This window comes from Ruminiclostridium hungatei, assembly GCF_002051585.1.
GTDB classification, from domain to species: domain Bacteria; phylum Bacillota; class Clostridia; order Acetivibrionales; family DSM-1351; genus Ruminiclostridium; species Ruminiclostridium hungatei.
Map to the genome: position 1 here is coordinate 1 of NZ_MZGX01000039.1, position 24,774 is coordinate 24,774.

At 37.6% G+C, this 24,774-nt stretch carries 21 protein-coding genes and 2 tRNA genes; 11 read left to right on the forward strand and 12 right to left on the reverse strand.

Annotation, left to right across the window (positions count from 1 at the left end):
• Window positions 1-124: 124 nt before the first annotated feature.
• The 12 genes from CLHUN_RS20780 to dnaA form a co-directional block, all read right to left on the reverse strand.
• Window positions 125-216 (reverse strand) — tRNA-Ser (locus tag CLHUN_RS20780).
• A 42-nt stretch (window positions 217-258) separates the two neighbouring features.
• Window positions 259-349 (reverse strand) — tRNA-Ser (locus CLHUN_RS20785).
• A gap of 144 nt (window positions 350-493) precedes the next feature.
• Window positions 494-1,258: a hypothetical protein gene (locus tag CLHUN_RS20790; protein ID WP_080066611.1), complete on the reverse strand. Its 765-nt coding sequence runs from the start codon at window positions 1,256-1,258 to the stop codon at window positions 494-496.
• Window positions 1,259-1,292: 34 nt separating this feature from the next.
• Window positions 1,293-1,826, reverse strand: a complete 534-nt coding sequence (locus CLHUN_RS20795; RefSeq protein ID WP_080066612.1) for a DUF4446 family protein — start codon at window positions 1,824-1,826, stop codon at window positions 1,293-1,295.
• Between the two features lie 168 nt (window positions 1,827-1,994).
• On the reverse strand, window positions 1,995-2,837 hold the full coding sequence (locus CLHUN_RS20800) for a ParB/RepB/Spo0J family partition protein (protein WP_080066613.1): 843 nt from the start codon (window positions 2,835-2,837) through the stop codon (window positions 1,995-1,997).
• A gap of 6 nt (window positions 2,838-2,843) precedes the next feature.
• Window positions 2,844-3,617, reverse strand: coding sequence for a ParA family protein (locus tag CLHUN_RS20805; RefSeq protein ID WP_080066614.1), 774 nt, complete (start codon window positions 3,615-3,617; stop codon window positions 2,844-2,846).
• Window positions 3,618-4,064: 447 nt separating this feature from the next.
• Entirely contained in the window at window positions 4,065-5,993 is a 1,929-nt protein-coding gene (gene gyrB, locus CLHUN_RS20810) for a DNA topoisomerase (ATP-hydrolyzing) subunit B (protein WP_080066615.1), read from the reverse strand.
• Between the two features lie 30 nt (window positions 5,994-6,023).
• Window positions 6,024-6,293, reverse strand: a complete 270-nt coding sequence (gene remB / locus CLHUN_RS20815; protein ID WP_080066616.1) for an extracellular matrix regulator RemB — start codon at window positions 6,291-6,293, stop codon at window positions 6,024-6,026.
• A 67-nt stretch (window positions 6,294-6,360) separates the two neighbouring features.
• Window positions 6,361-7,476, reverse strand: a complete 1,116-nt coding sequence (recF, locus tag CLHUN_RS20820) for a DNA replication/repair protein RecF (protein ID WP_080066617.1) — start codon at window positions 7,474-7,476, stop codon at window positions 6,361-6,363.
• An 18-nt stretch (window positions 7,477-7,494) separates the two neighbouring features.
• Window positions 7,495-7,716: a S4 domain-containing protein YaaA gene (yaaA, locus tag CLHUN_RS20825; RefSeq protein WP_080066618.1), complete on the reverse strand. Its 222-nt coding sequence runs from the start codon at window positions 7,714-7,716 to the stop codon at window positions 7,495-7,497.
• Between the two features lie 38 nt (window positions 7,717-7,754).
• A complete protein-coding gene (gene dnaN, locus CLHUN_RS20830) occupies window positions 7,755-8,855 on the reverse strand; it encodes a DNA polymerase III subunit beta (RefSeq protein ID WP_080066619.1) in 1,101 nt (366 codons plus the stop codon).
• Between the two features lie 251 nt (window positions 8,856-9,106).
• A complete protein-coding gene (gene dnaA, locus CLHUN_RS20835) occupies window positions 9,107-10,429 on the reverse strand; it encodes a chromosomal replication initiator protein DnaA (RefSeq protein WP_080066620.1) in 1,323 nt (440 codons plus the stop codon).
• A gap of 680 nt (window positions 10,430-11,109) precedes the next feature.
• Between dnaA and rpmH the strand changes: the two genes are divergently transcribed.
• From rpmH to CLHUN_RS20895, 11 genes are all read left to right on the forward strand, one after another.
• On the forward strand, window positions 11,110-11,244 hold the full coding sequence (gene rpmH, locus CLHUN_RS20840; RefSeq protein WP_080066621.1) for a 50S ribosomal protein L34: 135 nt from the start codon (window positions 11,110-11,112) through the stop codon (window positions 11,242-11,244).
• Window positions 11,245-11,338: 94 nt separating this feature from the next.
• Window positions 11,339-11,704, forward strand: coding sequence for a ribonuclease P protein component (rnpA, locus tag CLHUN_RS20845; RefSeq protein ID WP_080066622.1), 366 nt, complete (start codon window positions 11,339-11,341; stop codon window positions 11,702-11,704).
• The gene (gene yidD, locus CLHUN_RS20850) at window positions 11,686-11,901 is read left to right on the forward strand and encodes a membrane protein insertion efficiency factor YidD (RefSeq protein ID WP_080066623.1); all 216 of its coding nucleotides are present in this window, start codon (window positions 11,686-11,688) and stop codon (window positions 11,899-11,901) included. The genes rnpA and yidD overlap by 19 nt, the downstream gene beginning before the upstream one ends.
• A gap of 31 nt (window positions 11,902-11,932) precedes the next feature.
• Window positions 11,933-12,775 carry a YidC/Oxa1 family membrane protein insertase gene (locus CLHUN_RS20855; protein WP_242656584.1) on the forward strand — a complete coding sequence of 281 codons (843 nt, stop codon included), beginning with the start codon at window positions 11,933-11,935 and terminating at the stop codon, window positions 12,773-12,775.
• Window positions 12,775-13,404, forward strand: coding sequence for an RNA-binding cell elongation regulator Jag/EloR (gene jag / locus CLHUN_RS20860; RefSeq protein WP_080066624.1), 630 nt, complete (start codon window positions 12,775-12,777; stop codon window positions 13,402-13,404). Before CLHUN_RS20855 ends, jag begins: the two co-directional genes overlap by 1 nt.
• A gap of 255 nt (window positions 13,405-13,659) precedes the next feature.
• Window positions 13,660-15,039, forward strand: a complete 1,380-nt coding sequence (gene mnmE, locus CLHUN_RS20865; protein ID WP_080066625.1) for a tRNA uridine-5-carboxymethylaminomethyl(34) synthesis GTPase MnmE — start codon at window positions 13,660-13,662, stop codon at window positions 15,037-15,039.
• A 100-nt stretch (window positions 15,040-15,139) separates the two neighbouring features.
• Window positions 15,140-17,029 (forward strand): tRNA uridine-5-carboxymethylaminomethyl(34) synthesis enzyme MnmG, encoded by a 1,890-nt coding sequence (mnmG, locus tag CLHUN_RS20870; protein WP_080066626.1) that lies wholly within the window; start codon window positions 15,140-15,142, stop codon window positions 17,027-17,029.
• 18 nt (window positions 17,030-17,047) lie between these two features.
• Window positions 17,048-17,791 (forward strand): 16S rRNA (guanine(527)-N(7))-methyltransferase RsmG, encoded by a 744-nt coding sequence (gene rsmG / locus CLHUN_RS20875; protein WP_080066627.1) that lies wholly within the window; start codon window positions 17,048-17,050, stop codon window positions 17,789-17,791.
• A gap of 160 nt (window positions 17,792-17,951) precedes the next feature.
• The gene (gene noc / locus CLHUN_RS20880) at window positions 17,952-18,797 is read left to right on the forward strand and encodes a nucleoid occlusion protein (RefSeq protein WP_080066632.1); all 846 of its coding nucleotides are present in this window, start codon (window positions 17,952-17,954) and stop codon (window positions 18,795-18,797) included.
• Window positions 18,798-19,175: 378 nt separating this feature from the next.
• Window positions 19,176-21,695 carry a DNA gyrase subunit A gene (gene gyrA, locus CLHUN_RS20885; protein WP_080066628.1) on the forward strand — a complete coding sequence of 840 codons (2,520 nt, stop codon included), beginning with the start codon at window positions 19,176-19,178 and terminating at the stop codon, window positions 21,693-21,695.
• Between the two features lie 291 nt (window positions 21,696-21,986).
• A complete protein-coding gene (locus CLHUN_RS20895) occupies window positions 21,987-24,227 on the forward strand; it encodes a HelD family protein (RefSeq protein WP_080066630.1) in 2,241 nt (746 codons plus the stop codon).
• The last annotated feature ends 547 nt before the right edge of the window (window positions 24,228-24,774 follow it).

The following is a 24,774-nucleotide window of genomic DNA, read 5'->3' on the forward strand; positions in this document are numbered from 1 at the left end:
CATAAAATATTCCTGTCTAAAAACAAAAACGGTACCGAAATTGGTTTTTCACATCAATTTCGTACCGTTTTTCATTCTTAAAACGCCGAAAAGCCCGACAAAATCGGACTTTTCAGACAAATTGTGGCGGAGAAGCGGGGATTCGAACCCCGGCTAGGATTACTCCTACTAACGGTTTAGCAAACCGTCCCCTTCGACCTGCTTGGGTACTTCTCCATTTATTTTAAGCTGACTCCATGGAGCCAGCTTATATTCATTTGGCGGAGAGAGTGAGATTCGAACTCACGGTAGGCTCACACCTACGCCGGTTTTCAAGACCGGTGCCTTAAACCAACTCGACCATCTCTCCAAGTTCGCAGAACTTTGTTATCGCGTCAGCAACGAACTTAATTTTACAATGAATCAGACTATTTGTCAACACTTTAATTGTACAAACTTACATAATTAAGGGTGTAATTATTACCATGGATTTCAATAGTCAAATCAGGTCATTTCAGCCGTCTATTTTTCTTTCTAAGGCTTTCATATCTTTGGTGAAGGAACTTTTAGGACAATTGATCAAAAACTCTCCGATAATCCTTTTGGTGCCTTCAAAATCGGTTGTCTTATAGAATGAATTTGCCATATAGTAGTATGCATCATCAATATAATATTCATTCTTCTTTGAAAATTCTATTGAGCGGGTAAGATTCAATATGGCGGTTGAATAATTTTTCTTTTTATATTCCTTATACCCCTCTCTGTAAAGCAATAGCGAGGCTTTGGAATAGCACTCTTCCGCCAGCTCATTGTACAGCTTCACAGTACCGGCATTAAGGTACGTTGTATTAATATCATACTTCAGGGTTACAGCACAACTGACATAGTCTCCCTTGATAAAGGCTGCCTGCGCTTTTACCAGTAAATCTGCTGCCCCGGTGTAATTATTATATTTGGTTTCAATATCTGTTGCTTTTCCTTCCTCACTTGCCAGTTGCGCTTCTGATTCAACCAATTTGTTTCTGAGTGCATCAAGTTCGGATTTCAGTCTTTTATTCTCTTTAACTGCACTGTTAAAATCGGTAACAGCATTTATTTTTGCCTTTTCCTGATAGGACAGCTTATTTTGATAATCACTTATGTTATTCTGGAACTTAACCTGGCTGTATGCAGTCAACAAAAGGACTATAAAAGCGCCGGTAAATAAAATCAATGCATACATCCAGATTTGCTTTTTTTCATTTTTCGTTTCCTTATTATTTATAAACTTAAGGTTCATAGATTAAATCTCCATATTTTCTAATATAAAAATATTAGAACTGATTTGTATAACTTCTTTCTATGTTTGTCTTTCTGGCAATGTCAATTGCCTGTATCTCTTCCGCCGAAAGCGTATATTTCGATTTTCCGGAAGAAACCGGTTTGGCATAGGTGGATGAGCTGTCTCTTGCATATATTCCACTTATAACTATACCTGTATCATTATTATCCAACAGTGCAATAGAGAAACTCAAATCGCTTCCTACATTGTCAAATGCGTTAAATCTCACAATACCAACCTTTTGTACACATTGAAGCAAGGTTCTTTCTATTTCATTAATTTTCAATTCTATATCCCTATTCTTAGCATTAACATTATTGACACTTTCAAGACACTTCTCCAAAAGTTCTTCTATATTTCTATCACTAAGCCCGTTCATAAACCTGTTATATTTTGTTCTTATCCTATTTGTCTTCTTAATATTTATAATAATCAAAAAGCAATTTATAATCAGGATAAAGAATGCTACAGCAAACAACAGTAAAATTTCAAATTTCAAATTCAAAATATTATTGATCAAATCCATTTTTACACTACTCCTTATACCTCTGATTTGCCAAAAAAAACATTTTAATTAAGGCATACCATCTATTTGCCCCTATTTTGGATTTTGAGGTCGAATATATTATGGTATATAAATACCCTTTGTTATATTAAAAAAATGCTTTAAAACTAATTTTAGAAGGTCGGTTTTTTAATGACTTTTGTAAAAAAAATCAAGCAATCTATCTAACTCGTCGTTAGAGTAATATTCAATAGTTATTTTTCCTTTATTATTATTAGCCTGGAGTTTTACTTTAGTCCCCAGAATATTTTTCAGCCTGTCTTCAACATCTCTGAAGTCCGCGCTTTCCTCTGTCTTTTTATTTTCCTTCTTCTTCTGGAATAACCTCTTAACGTAGTTTTCAGTTTCTCGTACACTCAATTTATTAGCAATAATATATTCTGCAGTTTTTAATTGCAAATCTGCATCCTGAATTATTACTAGGGTTCTGGCATGTCCACTTGACAAATCACCGCTTACCACATACTTTTTTACATCTTCAACAAGTCCAAGAAGACGTAAAGCATTTGCTATAGCAGGCCGGCTTCTTCCTATTGTCTCAGCAATCTGCTCCTGGGTCATATTAAACTCATTCATAAGGTGCATAAAAGCATCTGCCTCTTCTATAGGATTAAGATCCTCTCTTTGCAGATTTTCAATAAGAGCTACTTCCATCACCTGTCTGTTTGTAAAGTCCTTAATTAATACCGGCACTTTACTTAAGCCGGCAAGTTTGGCAGCACGCCATCTTCTTTCACCGGCTATTATAGTATATCTGCTGTTATCTTTTTTAACTATAATTGGCTGTATTACGCCATGCTGTTTTATTGATTCTGATAACTGAACGAGCTTTTCATCATCAAAATGCTTTCGTGGCTGGCTTTCATTTGGTTCCAATTCGTTAATCTTCAGTTCAATTATTCCCGACTCATCCTCTGTTGCCTCATTGGATATCAATGCGCCAAGACCTTTTCCAAGACCCTTTTTCACCATAAATTTCTATACCACCTCTTCAGAATACTCAATAACTTCTTCAGCAAGTTCTATATAACATTCAGCACCCTTGGATTTTGCATCATATAAAATGATTGGCAGTCCAAAACTAGGTGCTTCGCTTAATCTGACATTTCTAGGTATAACCGTTCTATAAACCTTATTTCTGAAATACTTTTTAACTTCGTCTACAACCTGAATTGATAAATTCGTCCTGGCATCAAACATTGTCAGAACGACACCCTCAACATCTAGGTCAGGATTTAAATGTTTCTGTACGAGTTTAACCGTGTTCATCAATTGGCTTAGCCCTTCCAAAGCATAATATTCACACTGGATTGGAACTAATATGGTGTCGGCTGCTGTTAAGGAATTTAAAGTGAGAAGTCCTAATGACGGCGGACAATCAATGATTATAAAATCATATTCCTTTTTTATGTAATACAGAGCGGCTTTCAGTCTGTTCTCTCTTGAAATGACTGAAACCAGTTCTACTTCTGCTCCCGCCAATTGTATATTAGAAGGACACAGCATAAGGTTATCTATACAAGTCTTTATTAGTGTATTTTCAATTCCTTCATCATTAATAATAACATCATAAACAGATTGATTTATAGATTTCTTATCCACGCCAAGACCGCTTGTTGTATTGCCTTGGGGATCAATATCTATAACCAGAACCTTTTTCCCCTTATATGCCAGGCACGCACTAAGATTTACTGCAGTTGTTGTTTTTCCTACGCCACCTTTTTGATTTGCAATGGCTATTATCTTCGCCAAAAAATCTCACTCCTTATTGAGCAAATTCACCTTAACTAATCAGTCTCCATTTGAAAATTATATCATAGGGGAAATAATAATACAAAGTATTTAATGGAAATGTAAAATGTTTCACGTGAAACATTTTACATTTATATTTTATTAATGAATACTGAGCAAATATCATCAATTCAGGTAATTTTTTATAATTTCTTATATAAGACTATTCTTATGACAGATACATTATGTATGTTTTAAAACTTTATTCAAATTATAGTGCCACTCTTCATAATAAGCTCTATAAAATCAGAAACTTCTACCTTAAACAAAGAGCATTTGCATATTTTTTCAATGCTCTGCACTACAAACTCAGGAATAACTTTTATTACTAATACGTAAAAATGTTTCACGTGAAACATTAAAAAAGCTTATTTCAATTTTATGAAATAAGCTTTTTATCTCTATAGCTTAAAAATCAAGGTTTGTAACATCCTTGGCGTGTAGATGAATGTATTCTTTTCTGGGCTCAACCTTATCTCCCATAAAGGTGCTGAATACCTCATCAGCAGTTATTACATCTTCCAACTCAACCTTCATTATTGATCTAGTTTGAGGATTCATAGTTGTTTCCCATAGCTGATCTGGATTCATTTCTCCGAGACCCTTATATCTCTGGATATTCACATTTGGATCTTCCTTCCTCCAACCCTTTTCTCTGCAAATTCTTTCTACCTGTCTGTCGTCATAGGCATAAAATTCTTCTTTTCCCTTGTATACCTTAAATAATGGAGGCATAGCTATATATACGTGCCCCTGCTCGACCAAAGGCCTCATATATCTGAAAAAGAAAGTCAATAAAAGCATTCTGATGTGAGAACCATCAACATCAGCATCAGCCATTATTATTACTTTATCATATCTCAACTTACTTGTATCAAAATCTTCACCTATTCCAGCACCAAGTGCAATAATAACAGGTGAAAGCTTTTCATTATCAAAAACCTTGTCAAGCCTTGATTTTTCTACATTAAGCATCTTTCCCCACAATGGAAGTATTGCCTGTATTCTTCTATCTCTTCCCTGTTTTGCTGATCCTCCTGCCGAGTCACCCTCAACTATAAAAATTTCTGTTACAGAGGGATCTTTTTCTGAGCAATCAGCAAGCTTGCCAGGTAATGTACTTGTATCCAATGCACTCTTTCTTCTTGTAAGCTCTCTTGCTTTTCTGGCAGCTTCTCTTGCTCTGGCTGCAGTCAAACACTTCTCAAGAATAATCTTTCCAACGGAAGGATTCTCCTCTAAAAAGCTTGATAACCTATCTGTTAATACATTTTCTACAAGTGTACGAATCTCACTGTTTCCGAGCTTCGTTTTTGTTTGGCCTTCAAACTGAGGCTCAGGAAGCTTGATGCTTATAACAGCAGTCAACCCTTCTCTGACATCTTCTCCAGAAAGATTCTTATCACTTTCCTTTATAAAATTATATTTTCTGGCATAATCATTAAATACTTTAGTAATGGCCGTCCTGAAGCCTGTTAAGTGAGTGCCTCCCTCGGTTGTTGCTATGTTGTTTGCATAGCTGAATACATTTTCATTATATCCATCGTTATACTGCATGGCAATTTCTACAATATTCGCATCCTTTGCACCTTCAACATATATTACATTGTCATGTATGGTATCTTTTGTCTTATTCAAATATTCTACAAAAGAAATAATACCGCCCTCATAATGCAGATTCTTAACTATAGGTTCTTCAGGTCTTTCATCAGTCAAGGTAATTTTTATACCTCTATTTAAAAATGCCATTTCCCTGTATCTGGTTATCATATTGTCAAAATCAAAAACAATATCTTCAAAAATTTCAGTATCCGGCTTAAAGGTTGAAGTAGTTCCATGATTCTCAGTATTACCTACAATCTCAACCTTGGTAATGGGCTTTCCCCTGGAATACTCCTGCCTGTATATATGTCCATCTCTATAAACTTCAACCACCATTATTTCGGATAAAGCATTTACTACAGAGGCTCCAACACCATGCAAACCGCCCGAAACACTATATGCCCCGCTTCCAAACTTTCCACCGGCATGAAGTATAGTATGTACCACTTCAAGTGTTGGAATACCCATTTTGGGGTGGATACCAACAGGTATACCAATCCCGTTATCCCTTACAGTAACTGAGTTATCCTTATGAACAAATACCTCTATCTGGTCACACCTGCCTGCAAGTGCTTCATCAATACTATTTGCAACTATCTCATATACAAGATGGTGCAATCCTCTCAAAGATGTACTTCCAATATACATGCCCGGCCTTTTTCTTACTGCCTCCAAGCCTTCCAAAACCTGTATCTGACTTTCATCATATGAATTAACATTATTATTCTCACTCATAAAGGTGTATTTTTCTTCCTTTCATACATTTTAAACATTAGAAATTTCATTTATAAAGCTCGACCTCTTTTGTAATGTAACAGAAGATATAGGAGATAAATAAATTTTACTTTTTTTATCAGTTTCGGTTATTATAAAAGACTTTGGAAGATCCTCTGAAATGCTTTCAATAAAGCCTTCCTCCTCGGCTATCTTCAAAAATTCCTTTGTATCCTTGGAAATTGTCGTAGTATCAATATCCATAATGGCAATTACATTTTTTATGGGGATAACCACATCTCCGCCTATATGCAAAAACATTTCCATGTCCTCCCATGAACGTCTAACTCTAATTTTACATTATTAATAAATTTAATGCAAACCAACTTTATAAACCATCTACTATCTGACCTTCTACCACCTTATAATAATTACTGTCACTAACCAAAGTATTTCTGAATTTCATGTCACTTGTGCAGGTTATAAAGGTCTGTACCTTATCAATACTCTGCATTAAATATTTTTGCCTGTTTTCATCAAGTTCAGACATTACATCATCCAGCAACAATACCGGATAGTCTCCAGTCTCCATATTTATCAATTCAATTTCTGAAATCTTAAGTGAAAGTACTGCTGATCTTTGCTGGCCCTGAGAACCGTATGTCTTTAAACTTTTTCCATTAATCTTAATATCATAGTCATCTCTGTGAGGTCCCACAGAAGTATATCCTATGGAAATATCCCTGGATAAAGTTTTCTCAAGTATTTTTAAATAATTTTCTTTTACTTCTTCCCTTTTAGTATCTTCACTAATCTGAAAACTACAATCGTAATCAAAAGAAATAATTTCTCTTTCACCACTGAGATATTTATGCTGATTCTGAGCCAGCCGTGACAGCAGCCCGGCAAAGGCTCGCCTTGCTACGATTATTGAAGCAGCCACCTCAGCAAGCTTAATATTCCAGATATCAATTGTGTCGATTAAAGATGAGTTGTCAGTAAGTGATTTCAAAAGCATATTTCTTTGCTTAAGAATCTTGGACATCAACTGAAGATTATAAAAATACGAGGGCTTTATCTGACTTAAAGTTATATCTGCAAATCTTCTCCTTTCAGTTGGCCCCTGTTTAACAATAAAAAGATCCTCCGGAGAAAAAAGAACAGCATATAGATTTCCCATTAATGCGCCAATTTTAGTTAAGGGTATTTCATTTATTTTTATCTGCTTCTTCTGATCAGCCAGATATGATATATTTATATCCTTATCCAGACCTGTGCTTTTTACAAGATTATTAATACTGTACGAATCACATCCGAATTTTATTAGTTCAGAGTCCTTGGAGGTCCTGTGTGAGCGCCCGGAAGCACATAAATAAATGGCTTCAAGGATGTTCGTTTTCCCCTGGCCATTATCACCATAAATAATATTAAATCGATCAGAAAATAAAATTCCAGTATCTGAATGATTTCTAAAGTTCTTTAACCCCAAGCTTTTTACAATCAACTCAATACCTCAATAAAATTAAACAATCTGTTTTTGGACAACTTGATACTTTTTATTTTCGAATTCCACTATATCGCCATTTCTCAGCTTTTTTCCACGCTGAATTTCCATATTGCCATTAACCTTCACAAAGCCGTCCAGTATAAAGCCCTTAGCCATAGCTCCATTGTCAACTGCACCGGCCCATTTTAAAAACTGATCGAGTTTTATATACTCAGTACTTATTTCAATTAACTCCATAAATCCTCCAAACCAGCACAAATTAAGCCTTACAGGTACTATATCCTCACTGCCTGGACAAGATAAGCAAAATCGTTACTGTTCTCAATAACAGGCCTTAAAGTACATGGCGCATTAGTTGTTATAAAATATATTGCAGCCCTGTCTTCATCAACAGCTTTCAGAGCATCAATAAGAAAGGCAGGATTGTAGCCTATTTCAAGATTATTGCCCTCAATATCAACCTTTATTTCCTCACGAACAGCACCAAGTTCCGCATTTGATGTTATTACTATTTTATCATTGCCTATGAACAACTTTACAGGGCTGTTTTTATCATTCATAGATATAAGGGATGCTCTTTCCAGACTTGCCTGAAATTCCTTTATATTTATAATGACCCTTGTCTCAAATTCTTTATTCAAAAGGCTGTTGTAATTCAAGAATTTTCCTTCGATCAACCTTGATACGATTCTCCATGACTGAGCATCAAATACAATCTGATTATTTGAATTGTATATATATACCTCTTCATCACCTGCTTGCAAAATCTTCGATATTTCATTAAGAGTTTTTCCCGGAACTATTACACTAAAATCATTAATATCATTCTCAAGAAATTTTCTCCTTAAAGCAAGTCTGAAACCATCTATGGATACAACTACCAGTTCCTTATCTTTAACTTCAATAAGTGATCCTGTCAATACAGGACGGTTTTCATCCGAACCAACTGCAAAAACGGTTTGTCTTATCATATCCTTTAATTTACCTTGCGTCAAGGTCAATACATTTTCCTTATCAACTTTGGGTAGGGCAGGATAGCCATTGGGATTTATGCCTTTAATCTCAAAATGTGAATTTTCACATTCCACAACAACAAGATTATTTTCCTTAACTTCAATCAGAACTTCAGAATCAGGTAACCTTCTCACAATATCACCAAATATTTTTGAATTGATAACAACAGAGCCATTTTCCCTGATATCTCCCTCAACAAAACACTCTATTCCTATTTCCAGGTCATTGCCTGTCAATTTGAATTTTTCATCAGCATTTAAAAGTATGCCTTCAAGTATAGGCAAAGTAGTTTTAGTTGAAACAGCTTTTTGAACTATATTGATACCGTTAAGTAAATTTTCCTTTGAGCAAATAACTTTCATAGGGGTGTACCTCCGTTTTATTATAGATAAAATAAAAGATATAAATTAAGTAATAATAGTAGTAAGGGCTGTTTAAACTGTTAATAACTTCTGTAAATCAGTAGCCCAAACGGGTAAATGCTGTTGATAATTTGTTGACGATGTGTAACGGCTTATTAACAAAAACTTAAAGTTATCCATAAACAAAAGTTATACACAAACTTTAATCACCAAATCAACAAAAACTGTGAATAAAAAATCAAATAAAAAAATTAATTTCCAACTACATTCTTTTTTATGTCTTCAATTGTTCTTCTGAGTTCGGAACTGTTATCCATATCATGTGAAATTTTCTCACATGCGTGAATTACTGTGGTATGGTCACGACCGCCGAACTCGTCTCCAATTTTTGGCAAGGACATTTCAGTCATATCTCTGCACAAATACATTGCAATCTGTCTTGGAAAAGATACATCCCTGGACCTTCTCTTGGATTTGAGCTCATCTGTTTTGAGATGAAAATAACGAGCTACAGCTTCTTGAATCGTTTTTGAATTTATAACAGCAGCCTTACTGTTGTTGAACATGTCTTTGAGGGCCTCCAGTGCCATATCAACATTAATTTTGTTTTCGGTAAGTGTTGAATATGCAATTACCCTGTTCATGGCTCCTTCAAGTTCACGTATATTTGAGGCAACCTTGTCTGCAATAAAAACCATTACATCGTCAGGTACATCAAGGTTTTCGAGCTGGGCTTTCTTTCTGAGGATAGCAATTCTGGTTTCAAGGTCAGGCGGTGCTATGTCAGCTATAAGTCCCCACTCGAATCTTGATCTGAGCCTTTCCTCGAGAGTGGTAATATCTTTGGGGGGCTTGTCACTGGATATGATAATCTGCTTGTTGGCTTCATATAATGCGTTGAAGGTATGAAAAAATTCTTCCTGGGTTCTTTCCTTCCCACCGATAAACTGAATATCATCTATAAGAAGAACATCTATATTTCTGTATTTATATCTGAATTCTTCATTTTTATCATCCTTGATAGCATTTATCAGCTCATTTGTAAACTTCTCGGAAGAGACGTACAAAACCTTAAGTGCAGGATTCTGGTTTAAGACGAAATGGCCGATGGCATGCATAAGGTGAGTTTTTCCAAGTCCAACCCCTCCATATAAAAATAAAGGATTATAAGCCTTGGCAGGCGCTTCCGAAACAGCCAGGGACGCCGCGTGTGCAAACCTGTTTCCATTTCCTATAACGAAAGTGTCAAAAGTATACTTAGGGTTTAAAAGCAAGCCTGAAGTATCCTCGGAATATTCCTGTACGGCAGGTTTCACAGGGGTCTGTGAGGGAGTTGAAAAAAATATGTTGTAATCCTTGTGGGTTATTTGCCTGAGTGCATTCTTGATTAAATAGGAATACCTTGACTCGAGAATTCCTTTCTGAAAATCTGCAGGAACGCCCAGAGTAATAGTACTGGAATCAATGTTAACGGGTTCTATAGTCAGAATCCATGTATTAAAACTTATTTCAGTCATTTCACCCTTTAATAATTCCAATGTCCTATTCCATATATCATTCAGTTGCACATTCATATTATTTCGCCCACCTTGGTTATTCAATATAAGTAATTTATCAAGAGTATTTTATATGCCAATATTATACGGTTACACTGAATCTTGAAATAACGTCAAACGTATATCAAAACAAAAAAAATAAAACCATAATAAAATATACAGAACTGTATATAGGAGTCCAATATGGTAAACCTGGATTAAAAGTTTATTTCATATTCCTCATAACTCCTTTAAATATTATCGTTTTTTATTCCAAAAGAATATTTTTTGCAATTAATCTTTTGTAAAGAAGTTCAATTAAATTATGTATAACAAAATAAAACTAACATATAAACAAAATAGTTATTAACAACTTATGTAACAACACACACAGGTTATCAACAAGTATTAATAAATATATCAGAGTTTTGTGGAAAATTCAATACGAAAAAGTTGAGATATCCACAAAAAATATTTTTTAGCAAAGATATATCCACAGGTAAATTTGTAAATAATATTGTTAGTAACAATATATTGATTGGGAAGTTATGCTTTCACCATATATAGTTTTACATTGTACTAAAAATAAAAAATACACAAAAAACTATGAATATTATTGGCCTTGACAGGTAGAAAAGTATTAATATATAATAGGTCTGGTGTCTTTAAAAGAAAACACTTTTATTTTATATAAAGTAAATCGGAACGGGGGTGTACTAATGTTAAGAACATATCAACCTAAAAAAAGGCATGCCAAGAAGGAACACGGCTTCAGAAAGAGAATGAGCACAGCAAACGGAAGAAAAGTATTAAGAAGACGCAGAGCAAAAGGAAGAAAGGTTCTTTCAGCATAAGACCGCATATTTGTGGTCTTTTTCTTTAAAAGTACATTACTTTCGTCTCACACCTGCTATTCCCAAATAAAATATTAAAACAAGGTAGTATGGTATGAGTAAAATTGTTACTTTAAAAAAGAATTATGAGTTTTCCAGAGTTTTTAATAAGGGATCCTTTTATGTTGGAAGGCATATTACAGTATATGTCCTTCCAAACAAATCCCCTGCAAACAGAATAGGAATATCTGTTTCCAAGAAAGCCGGAAAAGCTGTTGTCAGGAACAAAAAGAAAAGACTTATTCGTGAAAGCTACCGGCATTACCAGCAGTATATTAAGAACGGCTATGACATGGTTATAGCAGCTCGCGGTGATGAAACCGTTCCAAAGTATGGGTCTTTGTTAAAGGAGTTTAAATACTTGCTTAAAAAGCTGCAGGTATTTGATCAGGAGAAATACCATTGTTTAAAAGAGCTTTGATTTCACTGATAAGATTTTATCAGAAATTTATATCACCTCTAAAAATGCGGCCTACCTGCAGGTTCTATCCTACCTGTTCGCAGTATGCCATTGAGGCTGTGACGAAGTATGGCTGTATAAGAGGCGGATATATGGCAATAAAAAGAATATTAAAGTGTCATCCCTTTCATCCCGGAGGGTTTGACCCTGTGAAATAGATATAATAAACTTGCGGTTTAGGAGAAAAACATGGGTTCTATTTTTAATTTTATAGCGCAGCCACTGGGAAAATTCCTTTATTGGATATATAACACAGTGGCATTTGAGAATTATGGACTTGCTATCATAATATTTACCATAATTGTGAGAGCGGCAATGGTGCCGCTGACCTTAAAGCAATATAAATCCAGTGCTGAGATGCAAAAGGTTCAACCTCTGTTACAGGAACTACAGAGAAAATATGCAAATGATAAGCAGAAACTGAACGAAGAAACGATGAAGCTCTATCAGGAACACAAAATCAATCCAGCCGGTGGTTGTTTGCCGTTATTGATTCAAATGCCGATATTGCTTTCATTATGGCAGGTTATTACCAGACCGTTGACTTATATGTTGGGATATACTCCTGACCAGGTTACGGAACTGGCCACCAAGGCCAATGTATTAAAACATGCCTATAAAGAAATTGATACTATAACATATTTCATTAAAAATGGACAAGGAAAAGAAGTTGCAAACCTGAATATGTTTTTTCCAAGTCACGGCGGTATAAATTTGGGATCGGTTCCAACGTATAACTTAGGTCAACTTGGAGAAGATCCGATGAAAATATGGCTTTTAATATTGGTGCTATTAGCTGTGGCAACCACTTATATAACAGCCCGTATGGCTATGCCCAAGACAACTGACAAAGCAACTAACCCAATGGGAAATACCATGTTGTATATATCTCCTATAATGACACTAATATTTGCCTTCCAATTCCCTGCAGGTCTAGCGTTATATTGGATTGCCGGTAATGCATTTGCAATTGCCCAGCAATACTATGTTAATAAATATGTCCTTAAGAAGAAGGAGGTAGTGAGTAAATAATGGCTTATAGTATTGAAAAAACAGGTAAAACGGTTCAAGAGGCCATTTCAGCAGCTTTATCAGAGTTAAATCTCTCCCAGGAAGACGTTGATATTGATGTTTTAGAGGAGGGCAACAAAGGAATATTCGGTATAATCGGATCAAAAGTTGCAAAAATCAGAGCAACGGTTAAGGAAGTAGAAACCAGCCGTGGAGATATAGCATCGGATTTCCTGTATACCATATTAAATAATATGGGTGTTGAAGCTGATATTTCTGTCAATGAAGATGAAGAAAGCATAGTGGTGGATGTAAATGGTGATGATATAGGTATTATCATCGGCCGAAGAGGAGAAACAATGGATTCTCTTCAATATCTCACAAGCCTTGTAATAAATAAAGGTTACAGTGACTACAAGAGAGTAATTCTCAATGTTGAAAATTATAGACAAAAAAGAGAAGAAACGCTTATAAAGCTGGCAAACAGGCTGGCCGAAAAGGTTGTCAAGTATAAGAAGCCTGTAACTCTTGAACCCATGAATCCATATGAAAGAAGAATCATTCATTCGACTCTTCAAGGTCACAGACAGGTTGAGACATACAGTACAGGTGAAGAGCCAAAGAGAAAAGTTGTTATAACTTTAAAGTAGGAATTGCTCTTTATATTAAAGAAAGTCAGGTTTTAATAAAATACGGATACAGCTTATTCGCGCAAAATTATTGGGAATGACTAAAATCGGATTTGATAGATACTTGATTTATTTTTCCTGTGAAATGGTTTAAGGAGTACATTCCTTGAACCATTTTGTGTTATATGAAAAAAATCATGGGATTAATTGAAAACCTGAATATAACTAAAGTACAGTTAAGGCTTTTTGTTCATTCTTGCGCAAATGGAGGCATATATGCATTTTGAAGATACAATAGCAGCACTCTCCACTCCATACGGAACCGGAGGCATAGGAGTAATCCGCATCAGCGGAGAATTTGCCTTCAGCGTGGCGGCAAAAATATTTATATCTTCCCAAGCTATGGAAGATATAGCGTCACATACTGTTTCATACGGAAAAATAGTTGAGCCTGAAAGTAAGGAAATGATTGATGAAGTTCTAATGTTAAAAATGGCAAAACCAAATACTTTTACTCGTGAGGATGTAGTTGAAATCCATTGCCACGGAGGCATAGTCGTTATCAACAGGGTCATGGAACTAATTTTCAAATACGGTGCAAGGCCTGCCGAAGCAGGTGAATTTACAAAACGTGCATTTTTAAATGGAAGGATAGATCTTTCGCAGGCAGAAGCTATTATTGACCTTATAAATTCCAAGACGGTTGAAAGCTCCAAGGCTGCAGTAAGTCATCTTGAAGGAAGGCTGTCCGGCAAGCTGAAAAGCTTGAGAGAAGAATTGGTCGAATTACTGGCGCATATTGAGGTTACAGTTGACTATCCTGAACATGATATAGAAGAAATAACCGGAGAAAAGGTGTATGACAGCCTTAGGCAGATAAAGTCGGAACTTTGCAATCTTGCTAAAACCTTCGAAAGAGGAAAGCTCTTAAGAGATGGCATAAATGTAGTGATAGCAGGAAAGCCCAATGTTGGAAAATCATCCCTGCTAAACCAGCTCAGCGGTCACACTCGTGCCATCGTTACGGATATCCCGGGAACCACCAGAGATATTATTGAAGAATATGTTAATATCAAAGGCATACCTGCTAAAATAACAGATACTGCAGGAATCAGAGCAACAGAGGACGTAGTGGAAAAAATAGGTGTGGATAAGGCATATAGGGCAATTGATGAGGCTGATTTGATAATAATGCTGGTAGCAGCGGATACAGGGGTTATGAGTGAAGACAGGGAAATATTGAAGGGAATGAAAGGCAGGAAGAAAATTATCTTAATAAATAAGACCGATTTGGCAGATAGCTCAAGAATTCAAGAAATCAGAAGAGAACTAGGAACTGATATCATTCTCGAAGCGTCTGTGTTTATGGATCAGGGAATAGAGGGGCTTGAAACTGCAATATCAGAAATGTTTTACAGAGGAGACATAGCAAAAAATGAAGAAGTTCTGCTGACAAATGCAAGACACAAAAGCCTTGTAGACAAGGCAGCTACAGCTATTGATCAGGCATTGGGCTCCTTTGAGACGGGAATGCCTCTGGACATGGTAACCATAGATATTAAAAGCTCAGCAGATTATATAGGACAGATAACAGGAGAATCTATTGACGAGGCAGTTATGCATAATATTTTCAGCCGCTTCTGTATAGGCAAGTAGGTTATGCCGGCTTGGAGCAAAATGTCAGAAGACTTCTGAAATCAAATTTGCACTGAGAAAGCTATAAGATATAAATAGTCATAAGAAAGGAAGAATCCTAATGGATTATTTCGCAGGAAGTTATGATGTGGCGGTAGTAGGCGCAGGTCACGCCGGTTGTGAGGCAGCATTGGCAGCAGCGAGACTGGGCTGCAGGACAATAATTTTTTCAATTAATCTGGACAGCATGGCAAACATGCCTTGTAATCCAAGCATCGGTGGTACGGCCAAGGGACATCTGGTCAGGGAAATAGATGCATTGGGCGGACAGATGGGAAAGACCACGGATAAAACCTTTATACAATCAAAAATACTTAACAACTCAAAGGGTCCGGCAGTGTATTCCCTTCGCGCGCAGGTGGACAGGCGCCGCTATCAGATGGAGATGAAGCATACTCTGGAGCTGCAGGAAAATCTTGATATTAGGCAGGCGGAAGTAGTTGAGCTGCTGACAGACGAAAACAGGACTAGGATTACCGGTGTCAAGACACATACAGGTGCCATATTTGAATGCAAGGCAATTGTGCTTACTACAGGCACCTACCTCCAGGGAAGAATAATTATCGGAGATGTCAGCTACAGTGGAGGACCAGACGGCATTTTTCCTGCAAACAGGCTGTCTGCCAGCCTTTTGGATTTAGGAATAACACTTTTGAGATTTAAAACGGGCACTCCGGCGAGACTGAGCAGGAGAAGTCTGGACTTCTCAAAAATGACTGAACAACCGGGAGACGAGGTTATTGTCCCTTTTTCCTTTGATACGGAAAATATTGAGAAGGACCAGGTTTCCTGCTGGCTGACTTATACAAATAAGGACACCCATGAGGTAATCAGGAAAAACCTTCACCGGTCTCCCTTATACAGCGGCAATATAACGGGAATAGGTCCGAGGTATTGTCCTTCTATTGAGGATAAGGTCGTAAGGTTTGCCGATAAGGAAAACCATCAGGTTTTTGTTGAACCCATGGGACTTGAAACAGAAGAAATGTATCTTCAGGGCATGTCCAGCAGCCTTCCCGAGGATGTCCAGATAGATTTTATGAAAACCATACCCGGGCTGGAAAATGTCAAAGTAATGAGAAGCGCCTATGCCATCGAATATGATGGCATAGATGCCACTCAGCTTAATCTGTCACTGGAATTTAAAAATATAGACGGACTATTTTCGGCAGGTCAGATAAACGGAAGCTCAGGCTACGAAGAAGCAGCGGCTCAGGGAATTATTGCCGGTATAAATGCAGCCATGAAGATAAAGGAAGTCAAGCCGCTGATATTGGACAGGTCTCAGGCATATATAGGCGTTCTCATTGATGATCTTGTTACCAAAGGAACCAGAGAGCCGTATAGGATGATGACTTCAAGGGCTGAATACAGACTCCTGCTGAGACAGGACAATGCAGACCTGCGACTTACGCCTCTGGGAAAGGAAGCAGGCCTCATAAGCCCTGAGAGGTATGAGAGGTTCCTTGAAAAAAAAGAGCTGATTCAGCAGGAAGTTGCCAGACTTAACAGCAGTTACCTGCCACCAAGCGAAGAAGTTATAAAATACTTGGAAAAAAGAGATAGTACTCCGATTAAGAGCGGCATAAATGTTGCCGAGCTGTTAAGAAGGCCTGAAATAAGCTATGAAAGCCTGGCGGAAGTAATGGAACTGCCGCAGTTGCCAAGATCGGTAAGGGAGCAGGTTGAGATTTCCATAAAATACGAGGGATATATTAAAAGGCAGATGCAGCAGGTGGAGCAGTATAAAAAGCTGGAAGGCCGCAAGCTGCCCAAGGCTATGGATTACTCAGGAATACAGGGACTGAGACTGGAGGCCAGACAGAAGCTGTCTCAGATAAAACCTGATTCAATTGGGCAGGCATCGAGGATAACGGGGGTCTCGCCTGCAGATATATCAGTATTATTGATACATCTGGAACAGATAAACCGTGGTGGCGCACCAAAATAAAAATGTTCGAAAGGACGTATGACAATGGATAAAGAATTAGCCCAACTGCTGAAGGCAGGTGCCCTGCATTACGGTAAGGACCTGTCGGAGCGGCAGATCAGCCAGTTTTTCATATATATGGAACTGCTAAAGGAATGGAATCAAAAGATGAATCTGACGGCTATTACTGATGACAGAGAAATAGTTGTAAAGCATTTTATCGATTCCATGAGCATACTGCCTCATATAAAAGATGAAAAGCTAAGGCTGATTGATGTTGGAACAGGTGCCGGCTTTCCGGGAATACCCTTAAAGATTATCAACCCAGACCTGGATGTGACATTATTGGATTCCCTGGACAAGAGAGTCAAATTCTTAAATGAGGTAATAAAAGCAGCAGGCATTTCAGGAAATAATGAAATATCGGAAATAAAAGCAGTCCATGGAAGAGCTGAAGATTATGGAATGAACCCTCAGCACAGAGAAAAATACCAGATTGCTGTTGCAAGAGCTGTTGCAAATCTTCCGGTTTTACTCGAATATTGTCTGCCATTTGTAAAAATAAATGGGATTTTTATCGCTATGAAGGGCAGCAATACAGAAGAAATTGATAATTCTGTCAAAGCACTCGATATTTTGGGTGGAAAAATAACGAAAATAGAAAATTTGGAGTTACCTGCAACTAATATAGAAAGAAATGTCGTCGTTGTTGGAAAGTTTAGACAGACGCCGACAAAATACCCAAGGAAAGCAGGAAAACCAGCGAAAGAGCCGTTGATATAAGTACTAATAGCTGATTTTTTACAGCTTTTTATCGAACGATTTTTATCCGGGAAAAAAGGAAATGGAATAAAAAGAGAAGAATAATCCTTTGTATATATTTACAACATATGGTGTAAAACCCAGGAAAACTAAAATAAAATATACAAAGGATGGTGCCGTTATGTTAGAAACTAAAATTCAATTTCCAAAGCAGGAGAAGAAGGAAGAACTCAAAAACATCACTTATGTAGGCATAGACTATATAAGGCCCAACCCGTACCAGCCCAGGAAGCAATTTAATAAACTTGCTCTCGAGGAATTGTGTGAATCAATAAAGCAATATGGAGTATTACAGCCCATAAATGTCAGAAAAATTTCTCACAGCACCTATGAGCTTGTAGCTGGTGAAAGAAGGTTAAGGGCGGCTACCATGGCGGGACTTAAAGAGATACCGGCCATCATAATCAATGTTGACGATAATGACTCTGCAGTAATGGCTTTAATTGAGAATCTTCAAAGGGAAGACCTCAGCTATATGGAGGAGGCAGAAGGCTACAGCAACCTGATTAATGAACATGGCTTTACTCAGGAGGAGCTGGCACAAAAAATTGGAAAAAGCCAGTCTACCATTGCTAATAAGATAAGACTTCTTAAATTGTCACCTCTGGTTAAGAAAATATTATCGGATAACAATCTTACTGAAAGACATGCAAGGGCCCTGCTGAAGCTTCATGATGAACAACTGCAGCTAAAGGTTTTAAAGCTTGTGTGTGAAAGAGGCCTTAATGTAAAAAGGACAGAGGAGCTGGTAGAGAAGGCTATTGATAAGTTTTCAAAGGACATCAGGCAAAAGCCTTCGGACAGGAAGATGACAAAAGCCATCAAAGACGTCCGGATATTTGTAAATACCATAAAACAGGCAATAGACATAATGAAGCAGTCAGGTGTGAATGCAAAAGCTGCTCAGATAGATAGAGGAGATTACATAGAGTTCGTTGTAAGAGTGCCGAAGAACAATATGGCATAGAAAAAGAGCGCATGGGTATTCTGTAAACCTTCATATATTTGTCTACGTACCTATTTTAGTGGTTGGGCTTTGCTCAGGCCACATTTTTTTTCTCAATAAATCTTAAGAAATTTGCCTGCCTTTATTATGCGTCGAAAGTTCCACATGTACGAAAAATTTTATGTCATGGGCAATCATTAAGCAAGGCTAATAGTTATTATAAAAGGTGATAATATAAATGTAAGTAAAAATATGGAATTCAAAGTATTACAAATAATTATTTCAAGGCTCTGCAGCTTATCGGCTTTTGGACAAAAAAGTGGACAGTTGGTTAAATTTTTATTAAAATATATAGTGGACTATATTGTTTTTATCAAATGAAAAGAGGTAATAAATCACATGGCAGATGAAATAAGGGAGCAACGGATTATTCCCATAGACATTGAATCGGAAATGAAAAAGTCATTTATAGACTATGCTATGAGTGTAATTATAGACAGAGCATTACCTGATGTTCGCGATGGTTTAAAACCGGTGCATAGGCGTATTCTTTACACTATGTTTACTTCTGGATTTACACCTGACAAGCCATACAGAAAATCTGTTGCAACTGTCGGGGAAGCTTTGAAAAGCTTTCACCCCCATGGTGATGCTGCTGTATATGATAGTCTTGTGCGTATGGCTCAGGACTTTTCACTGAGACACCCACTTGTAGATGGACATGGGAACTTTGGCTCCCGAGATGGTGATGCTGCGGCTGCAATGAGATATACTGAGGCGAGGCTCGCCAAAATCTCAATGGAAATGCTGGCTGATATAAATAAGGACACAGTGGATTTTAAGCCAAACTTTGATGAGCATGAGGTTGAGCCTGTTGTTTTGCCGTCCAGATTTCCAAATCTGTTGGTTAACGGTTCTTCGGGTATCGCCGTAGGTATGGCTACAAATATCCCGCCGCACAATCTTGGAGAAGTTATAGATGGAATATGTGCAGTTATTGATAACTCGGAAATAACCATAGACGAGTTGATGAAGTATATAAAGGGTCCGGATTTCCCAACTGCTGCAAAGATAATAGGAAAAAAGGGTATAAGAGATGCATACAGGACAGGAAGGGGCAGGTTGGTAGTCCGTTCTGAAGCCACCATTGAGGAAATGCATGGAAACAGGCACAGGATTATTATTTCTGAAATCCCCTATCTTGTGAACAAGGCAAGATTGATTGAAAAGATAGCAGAATTGGTTAAGGACAAGAGGCTTGAAGGCATATCCTTCCTGCAGGATGAATCAGGCAGAGAAGAGCCTGTCAGAATTGTAATAGAGCTTAAAAGGGATGCAAATCCAAATGTTGTTCTTAATCAGTTGTACAAGAATACACAGTTGCAGGAGACATTCAGCGTTAACATGGTTGCTATTGTTCCAACAGAGGACAAGCTTTATGAACCAAGGACATTGAACCTCAGGCAGGCTATTGACTACTACATAGTTCATCAGGAAGATGTAATAAGGCGTAGGACAAAGTTTGAACTGGACAAGGCAGAGGCAAGAGCTCACATTTTGGAAGGATTGAAAATAGCCCTTGACCATTTGGATGAGGTTATTAAAATAATTAGAAATTCAAAAACAGAAGCATTGGCCAAGGAAGGCTTGTCCGAAAGGTTCGGTTTCAGCGAAAAACAGGCTCAGGCAATAGTTGATATGAGACTGGGCCGTCTGACCGGATTGGAAAGAGAAAAGCTTGAAAATGAATATAATGAGCTTCTGGAAAAAATCAAGTATTATAAGGAAATCCTGGCAAATGAAATTCTGGTTCATCAGATTATCAAGGATGAGTTAAACGTACTAAAGGATAAATATTCAAATGATAGAAGAACCAAAATAGAAATTGATGAGGATGAAATTGATATTGAAGACCTTATCCAGGAAGAGGAAAGCGTTATAACCATGACCCACTTCGGGTATGTCAAGAGGCTTCCTGCGGATACTTATAAGAGCCAAAGAAGAGGCGGAAAGGGAATCATAGGCCTCAGTACGAGGGAAGAGGATTTTGTAAAAAATCTCTTTGTGACCTCCACCCACAACTTCATCATGTTCTTTACAAATAAGGGAAGAGTATACCGGCTCAAGGCATATGAAATTCCAGAAGCCGGCAGACAGGCTAAAGGTACTGCCATAGTAAATCTGCTGCAATTGGATGGAGATGAGAAAGTCACAACAGTAATCCCTATCCAGGAATATAAGGAAGGCTTATATCTTGTGATGGCCACCCGTAACGGACTGGTTAAAAAGACCGACCTTATGGAATATGACAGCATCAGAAAAGGCGGACTGGCAGCAGTTACACTCAGGGAGAATGATGAGCTTATTGATGTTAAGCTGACAGATGGAGCTCAGGATGTAATGCTCTCCACAGTCAATGGTATGGCTATTCGCTTTAATGAGACTGATGCCAGACCAATAGGCCGAGTTTCTCAGGGTGTGAAGGGTATAGAGCTGGATGACGGCGATTATGTCATAGGCATGGAAGTGGTTACTGACAATACAACCCTTCTGGTTGTAACCGAAAACGGCTTTGGTAAAAGAACAGACCTGGAAGAATACAAGGTACAGACCAGAGGCGGAAAAGGGGTATTAACTTACAGGATAACCGAAAAAACCGGAAAATCCATAGGAATGATGCTTGTTTCCGAAGAAGATGATATAATATTAATAAGTTCGGATGGGAGCATCATACGTATGAAGGTAAATGAAATAAGCATACTGGGCCGTGCAACCCAAGGTGTTACTCTTATGAGGATGAGCGAAGGAAACAATGTTGTAAGTATGGCCAGAATGGTTAATGAAGAGTGCCCGGATGGAACGGATTGTGAGGATATGGAGGACGGGCCTTCGGAAGATGTCACAGAAAGTGAAACATAGTTTCTGCATTAATACGGTATGCAATAAAATTTTTATAAATATGACTATTTCATTAAGCCGGTTAAAGGTAAGGGCAGGGATTCTTGAGCAATCAGGAAGCTTCAACCTGAAACTGACTTTTAATATTGGAAATAGGACAAACTTCACAGAGAGAGAGTATACTAATGTATGCTCTCTCTTTGTGTGACTCAAAGGGTAAGATGAAATCGTATATTCAAAGAACAGCTTAAAAATAATTCTTAATAAATCAAACAATAAAAGAGTGTGAGTTATGACTGGGAGGGTGATTTGATGTATAGCTATCAGGAGAATTTTGATAAAGAAAAAAAATATCTGGATAAAATCAAGGATATTATCAGGAGACAAATGCTGAAGGAATCGGACAGCCTGGATCAGAAGAAAGGCAGGTTAATTGCCGACCGGAGGGAAATGTATGAGAATACCACACATTATTCGCAGGATTTCGAAAAGCTTTCAGATGCGATCCAATATCTTAATCCCATTGAAATACAGACATATGACTACCAGGCAACTGCAAACAGAATTAAAAAATACGAGAAAATGCAGTATTCTCCTTACTTTGCAAGAATTGACTTTATTGAGGAGGGTTTTGATGAAGAGCAGATATATGTCGGTATGGGAAATCTTGCAGATGAAAAAACACACCAAACCTACATCTGTGACTGGAGAGCACCAATATCGAGCATATATTACCGCTACGGACTGGGCAGGGCGAGCTACAAGGCACCTTATGGAAATATAGAGGGAGAAGTAACCTTAAAGCGGCAGTATGAAATAAAAAATGGAGAGCTGGAGTACTTCCTTGATTCGGATATAACGATTACCGATGCTGTTTTGAAGCAGGCTTTATCAGAGAACGCTTCGCCAAAAATGAAAAGCATTGTGGAGACAATTCAAAAAGAGCAGGATGCAATTATCCGGGATATGGATAATGACCTTTTGATTGTTCAGGGAGTGGCGGGGAGCGGTAAAACTTCCGTTGCGCTGCATAGAGTTGCATACCTGCTTTATCATGGGATCTCCCAAAGGCTTAATTCCAAAAATATCTTACTTATTACACCAAATGAACTTTTTGAAAAATATATAGAAAATGTTTTGCCGGAATTGGGTGAAGACAATATCCAGACTCTTACCATGGAAGAGCTTTTCAGCAATATAATGGAAAATGGAGTAATAGCCGGTACCCGCAATTCTGCTCTCGAGGAGATTATATGCTCCCCAAAAACGGCTGAAAGGGAACTGTTAAAATCCAGTATGGAATTTTTCATGTCCAAAGATTTTATAATCATACTTAACAGGTTTATAAACTATTTTGAGCACAAGCTTATTGATTTCAGAGATATATTTTACAACGGTGAATGTATTGCAAACAGACAGCTTGTAAAGGCTGAACTCCTCAGGGAAAAGAAGGCTGCGCTGCCTTTGGAGAAGCGGTTGGCTGCAGTGGAAAAGCGTATCATGCTAAAGGTACACGAGTTAAGAGGGGTAAGGCTTGAAAAGCTGGAGAAATTTATAGCCCAATATCCGGAACATATATATGAAATAAAACCTTTGGCAAGATTATTATCCCTTAAGGAAACCCGGGTCATAAACCGGGAGGTGAGCAAGTTTACAAGGATAGACCCTTTAAAATTATACAAAAGACTTTTATGTGATGAAGAACTATTTCTTAAAATGTCTCAAGGGCTCATCCTGCCGGAGAATATTCATGACATTCTGGAACATGCGAGGGCGAACCTGGGAACGCCGGTTATCAGCTATTATAATTCAATGGCATTGCTGGCTTTGAAGCTGAAGCTTTCGGGATGTGACCTTTTCAAGGATATTATGCAGATAGTTATAGATGAGGCTCAGGACTATTATCCTCTGCAGTACGACATATTGAGGATGGTATATAAAAATGCCAGGTTTACAATCATCGGAGATATTAACCAGACCATAGAAAAGAGGGCACATCTGTCTGGGTATTGGGAAATCAAGCAACTTCTTGATAAAAAAACAAGTACGGCAATTATAATGAATAAAAGCTTTAGAAATTCCTATGAAATCAACCGGTTTTGTCTGAACTTCTTTGACAGCAGTGTGGAAGCAGAGGGATTTGAAAGACATGGAACCCCTCCGGAGATCATGGGAGCGGACAGTTTTATTCATATGAATCAGGCTGTTATTGAAAAGGTAAACAGTTACAGAGCCGAAGGCTTTCATTCGATAGCCGTCATATGCAAGAGTATGGCAGACACTGTGCAGCTATTCAATGATATCGGCGGAGAAATCGGGGCTGAAATGATTAGAGCTGAATGTTTTACCTCAACCGGCAGAGTCATAATATTACCTGTATATATGGCCAAGGGGTTGGAATTTGACACTGTTATTGTCTATAATACAAGCAGAGAAAGATACAGTGAAGCAGATGACAGGCAACTTCTATATATCTGCTGCACCCGTGCCTTACACAGACTGGCGTTGGTTTATACAGGAGAAAAGAGTGATTTCCTGCCCCGCAACTTTTAGAAAGTGGCCGAGATAATCTCTATAGAATGTTTTTCGCAGTAGATTCGTATTAGAAGGGTATTCCGTTTATAAAATATACCCGGAAGTATAAATTTAATTATTGAATGAAATTATAAAAGTTAAATCAAAAGCAAGCATATAAGATGATGATGGTGTCAGACCTTGAATATGAAAGGATAATCATTATAAATTACGCTAAAACAGGATTGCCGGAGTATTTGAGGTTGCGCAGCCTCTCGTCTTGATGGTATACTAACCAAGCTGTCGCAAGCGGTAACACTTAAACCGGCAAAATATTTGAGCCTTGATGTAAATAGCTCAAACAAATGCGAAAAAAGTGTTGACAATGATAAAACATTGTGATATTATAATTAAGCTGCTTGCAGAGAGCAAACAGTTGTAAACCTTGAAAGGCAATGGCATCAACGCTTTTGAGGGATGGACTTTGAAAAGTAAACAGTGACAAATACATGCAAATGTATGTACATTCGTGTACATTGTAAAGGACTCTTTTAAATTCCAGAATCCAATGGATTCTAAAAATTGA

What these genes read in the sequence shown, in the direction of transcription:
- CLHUN_RS20790 (WP_080066611.1), bottom strand. Translation starts at nt 1,258, where the DNA reads ATGAACCTTAAGTTTATAAATAATAAGGAAACGAAAAATGAAAAAAAG.
- CLHUN_RS20795 (WP_080066612.1), bottom strand. Translation starts at nt 1,826, where the DNA reads ATGGATTTGATCAATAATATTTTGAATTTGAAATTTGAAATTTTACTG.
- CLHUN_RS20800 (WP_080066613.1), bottom strand. Translation starts at nt 2,837, where the DNA reads ATGGTGAAAAAGGGTCTTGGAAAAGGTCTTGGCGCATTGATATCCAAT.
- gyrB (WP_080066615.1), bottom strand. Translation starts at nt 5,993, where the DNA reads ATGAGTGAGAATAATAATGTTAATTCATATGATGAAAGTCAGATACAG.
- remB (WP_080066616.1), bottom strand. Translation starts at nt 6,293, where the DNA reads ATGTTTTTGCATATAGGCGGAGATGTGGTTATCCCCATAAAAAATGTA.
- yaaA (WP_080066618.1), bottom strand. Translation starts at nt 7,716, where the DNA reads ATGGAGTTAATTGAAATAAGTACTGAGTATATAAAACTCGATCAGTTT.
- dnaN (WP_080066619.1), bottom strand. Translation starts at nt 8,855, where the DNA reads ATGAAAGTTATTTGCTCAAAGGAAAATTTACTTAACGGTATCAATATA.
- dnaA (WP_080066620.1), bottom strand. Translation starts at nt 10,429, where the DNA reads ATGAATGTGCAACTGAATGATATATGGAATAGGACATTGGAATTATTA.
- rpmH (WP_080066621.1), top strand. Translation starts at nt 11,110, where the DNA reads ATGTTAAGAACATATCAACCTAAAAAAAGGCATGCCAAGAAGGAACAC.
- rnpA (WP_080066622.1), top strand. Translation starts at nt 11,339, where the DNA reads ATGAGTAAAATTGTTACTTTAAAAAAGAATTATGAGTTTTCCAGAGTT.
- CLHUN_RS20855 (WP_242656584.1), top strand. Translation starts at nt 11,933, where the DNA reads ATGGGTTCTATTTTTAATTTTATAGCGCAGCCACTGGGAAAATTCCTT.
- jag (WP_080066624.1), top strand. Translation starts at nt 12,775, where the DNA reads ATGGCTTATAGTATTGAAAAAACAGGTAAAACGGTTCAAGAGGCCATT.
- mnmE (WP_080066625.1), top strand. Translation starts at nt 13,660, where the DNA reads ATGCATTTTGAAGATACAATAGCAGCACTCTCCACTCCATACGGAACC.
- mnmG (WP_080066626.1), top strand. Translation starts at nt 15,140, where the DNA reads ATGGATTATTTCGCAGGAAGTTATGATGTGGCGGTAGTAGGCGCAGGT.
- rsmG (WP_080066627.1), top strand. Translation starts at nt 17,048, where the DNA reads ATGACAATGGATAAAGAATTAGCCCAACTGCTGAAGGCAGGTGCCCTG.
- noc (WP_080066632.1), top strand. Translation starts at nt 17,952, where the DNA reads ATGTTAGAAACTAAAATTCAATTTCCAAAGCAGGAGAAGAAGGAAGAA.
- gyrA (WP_080066628.1), top strand. Translation starts at nt 19,176, where the DNA reads ATGGCAGATGAAATAAGGGAGCAACGGATTATTCCCATAGACATTGAA.
- CLHUN_RS20895 (WP_080066630.1), top strand. Translation starts at nt 21,987, where the DNA reads ATGTATAGCTATCAGGAGAATTTTGATAAAGAAAAAAAATATCTGGAT.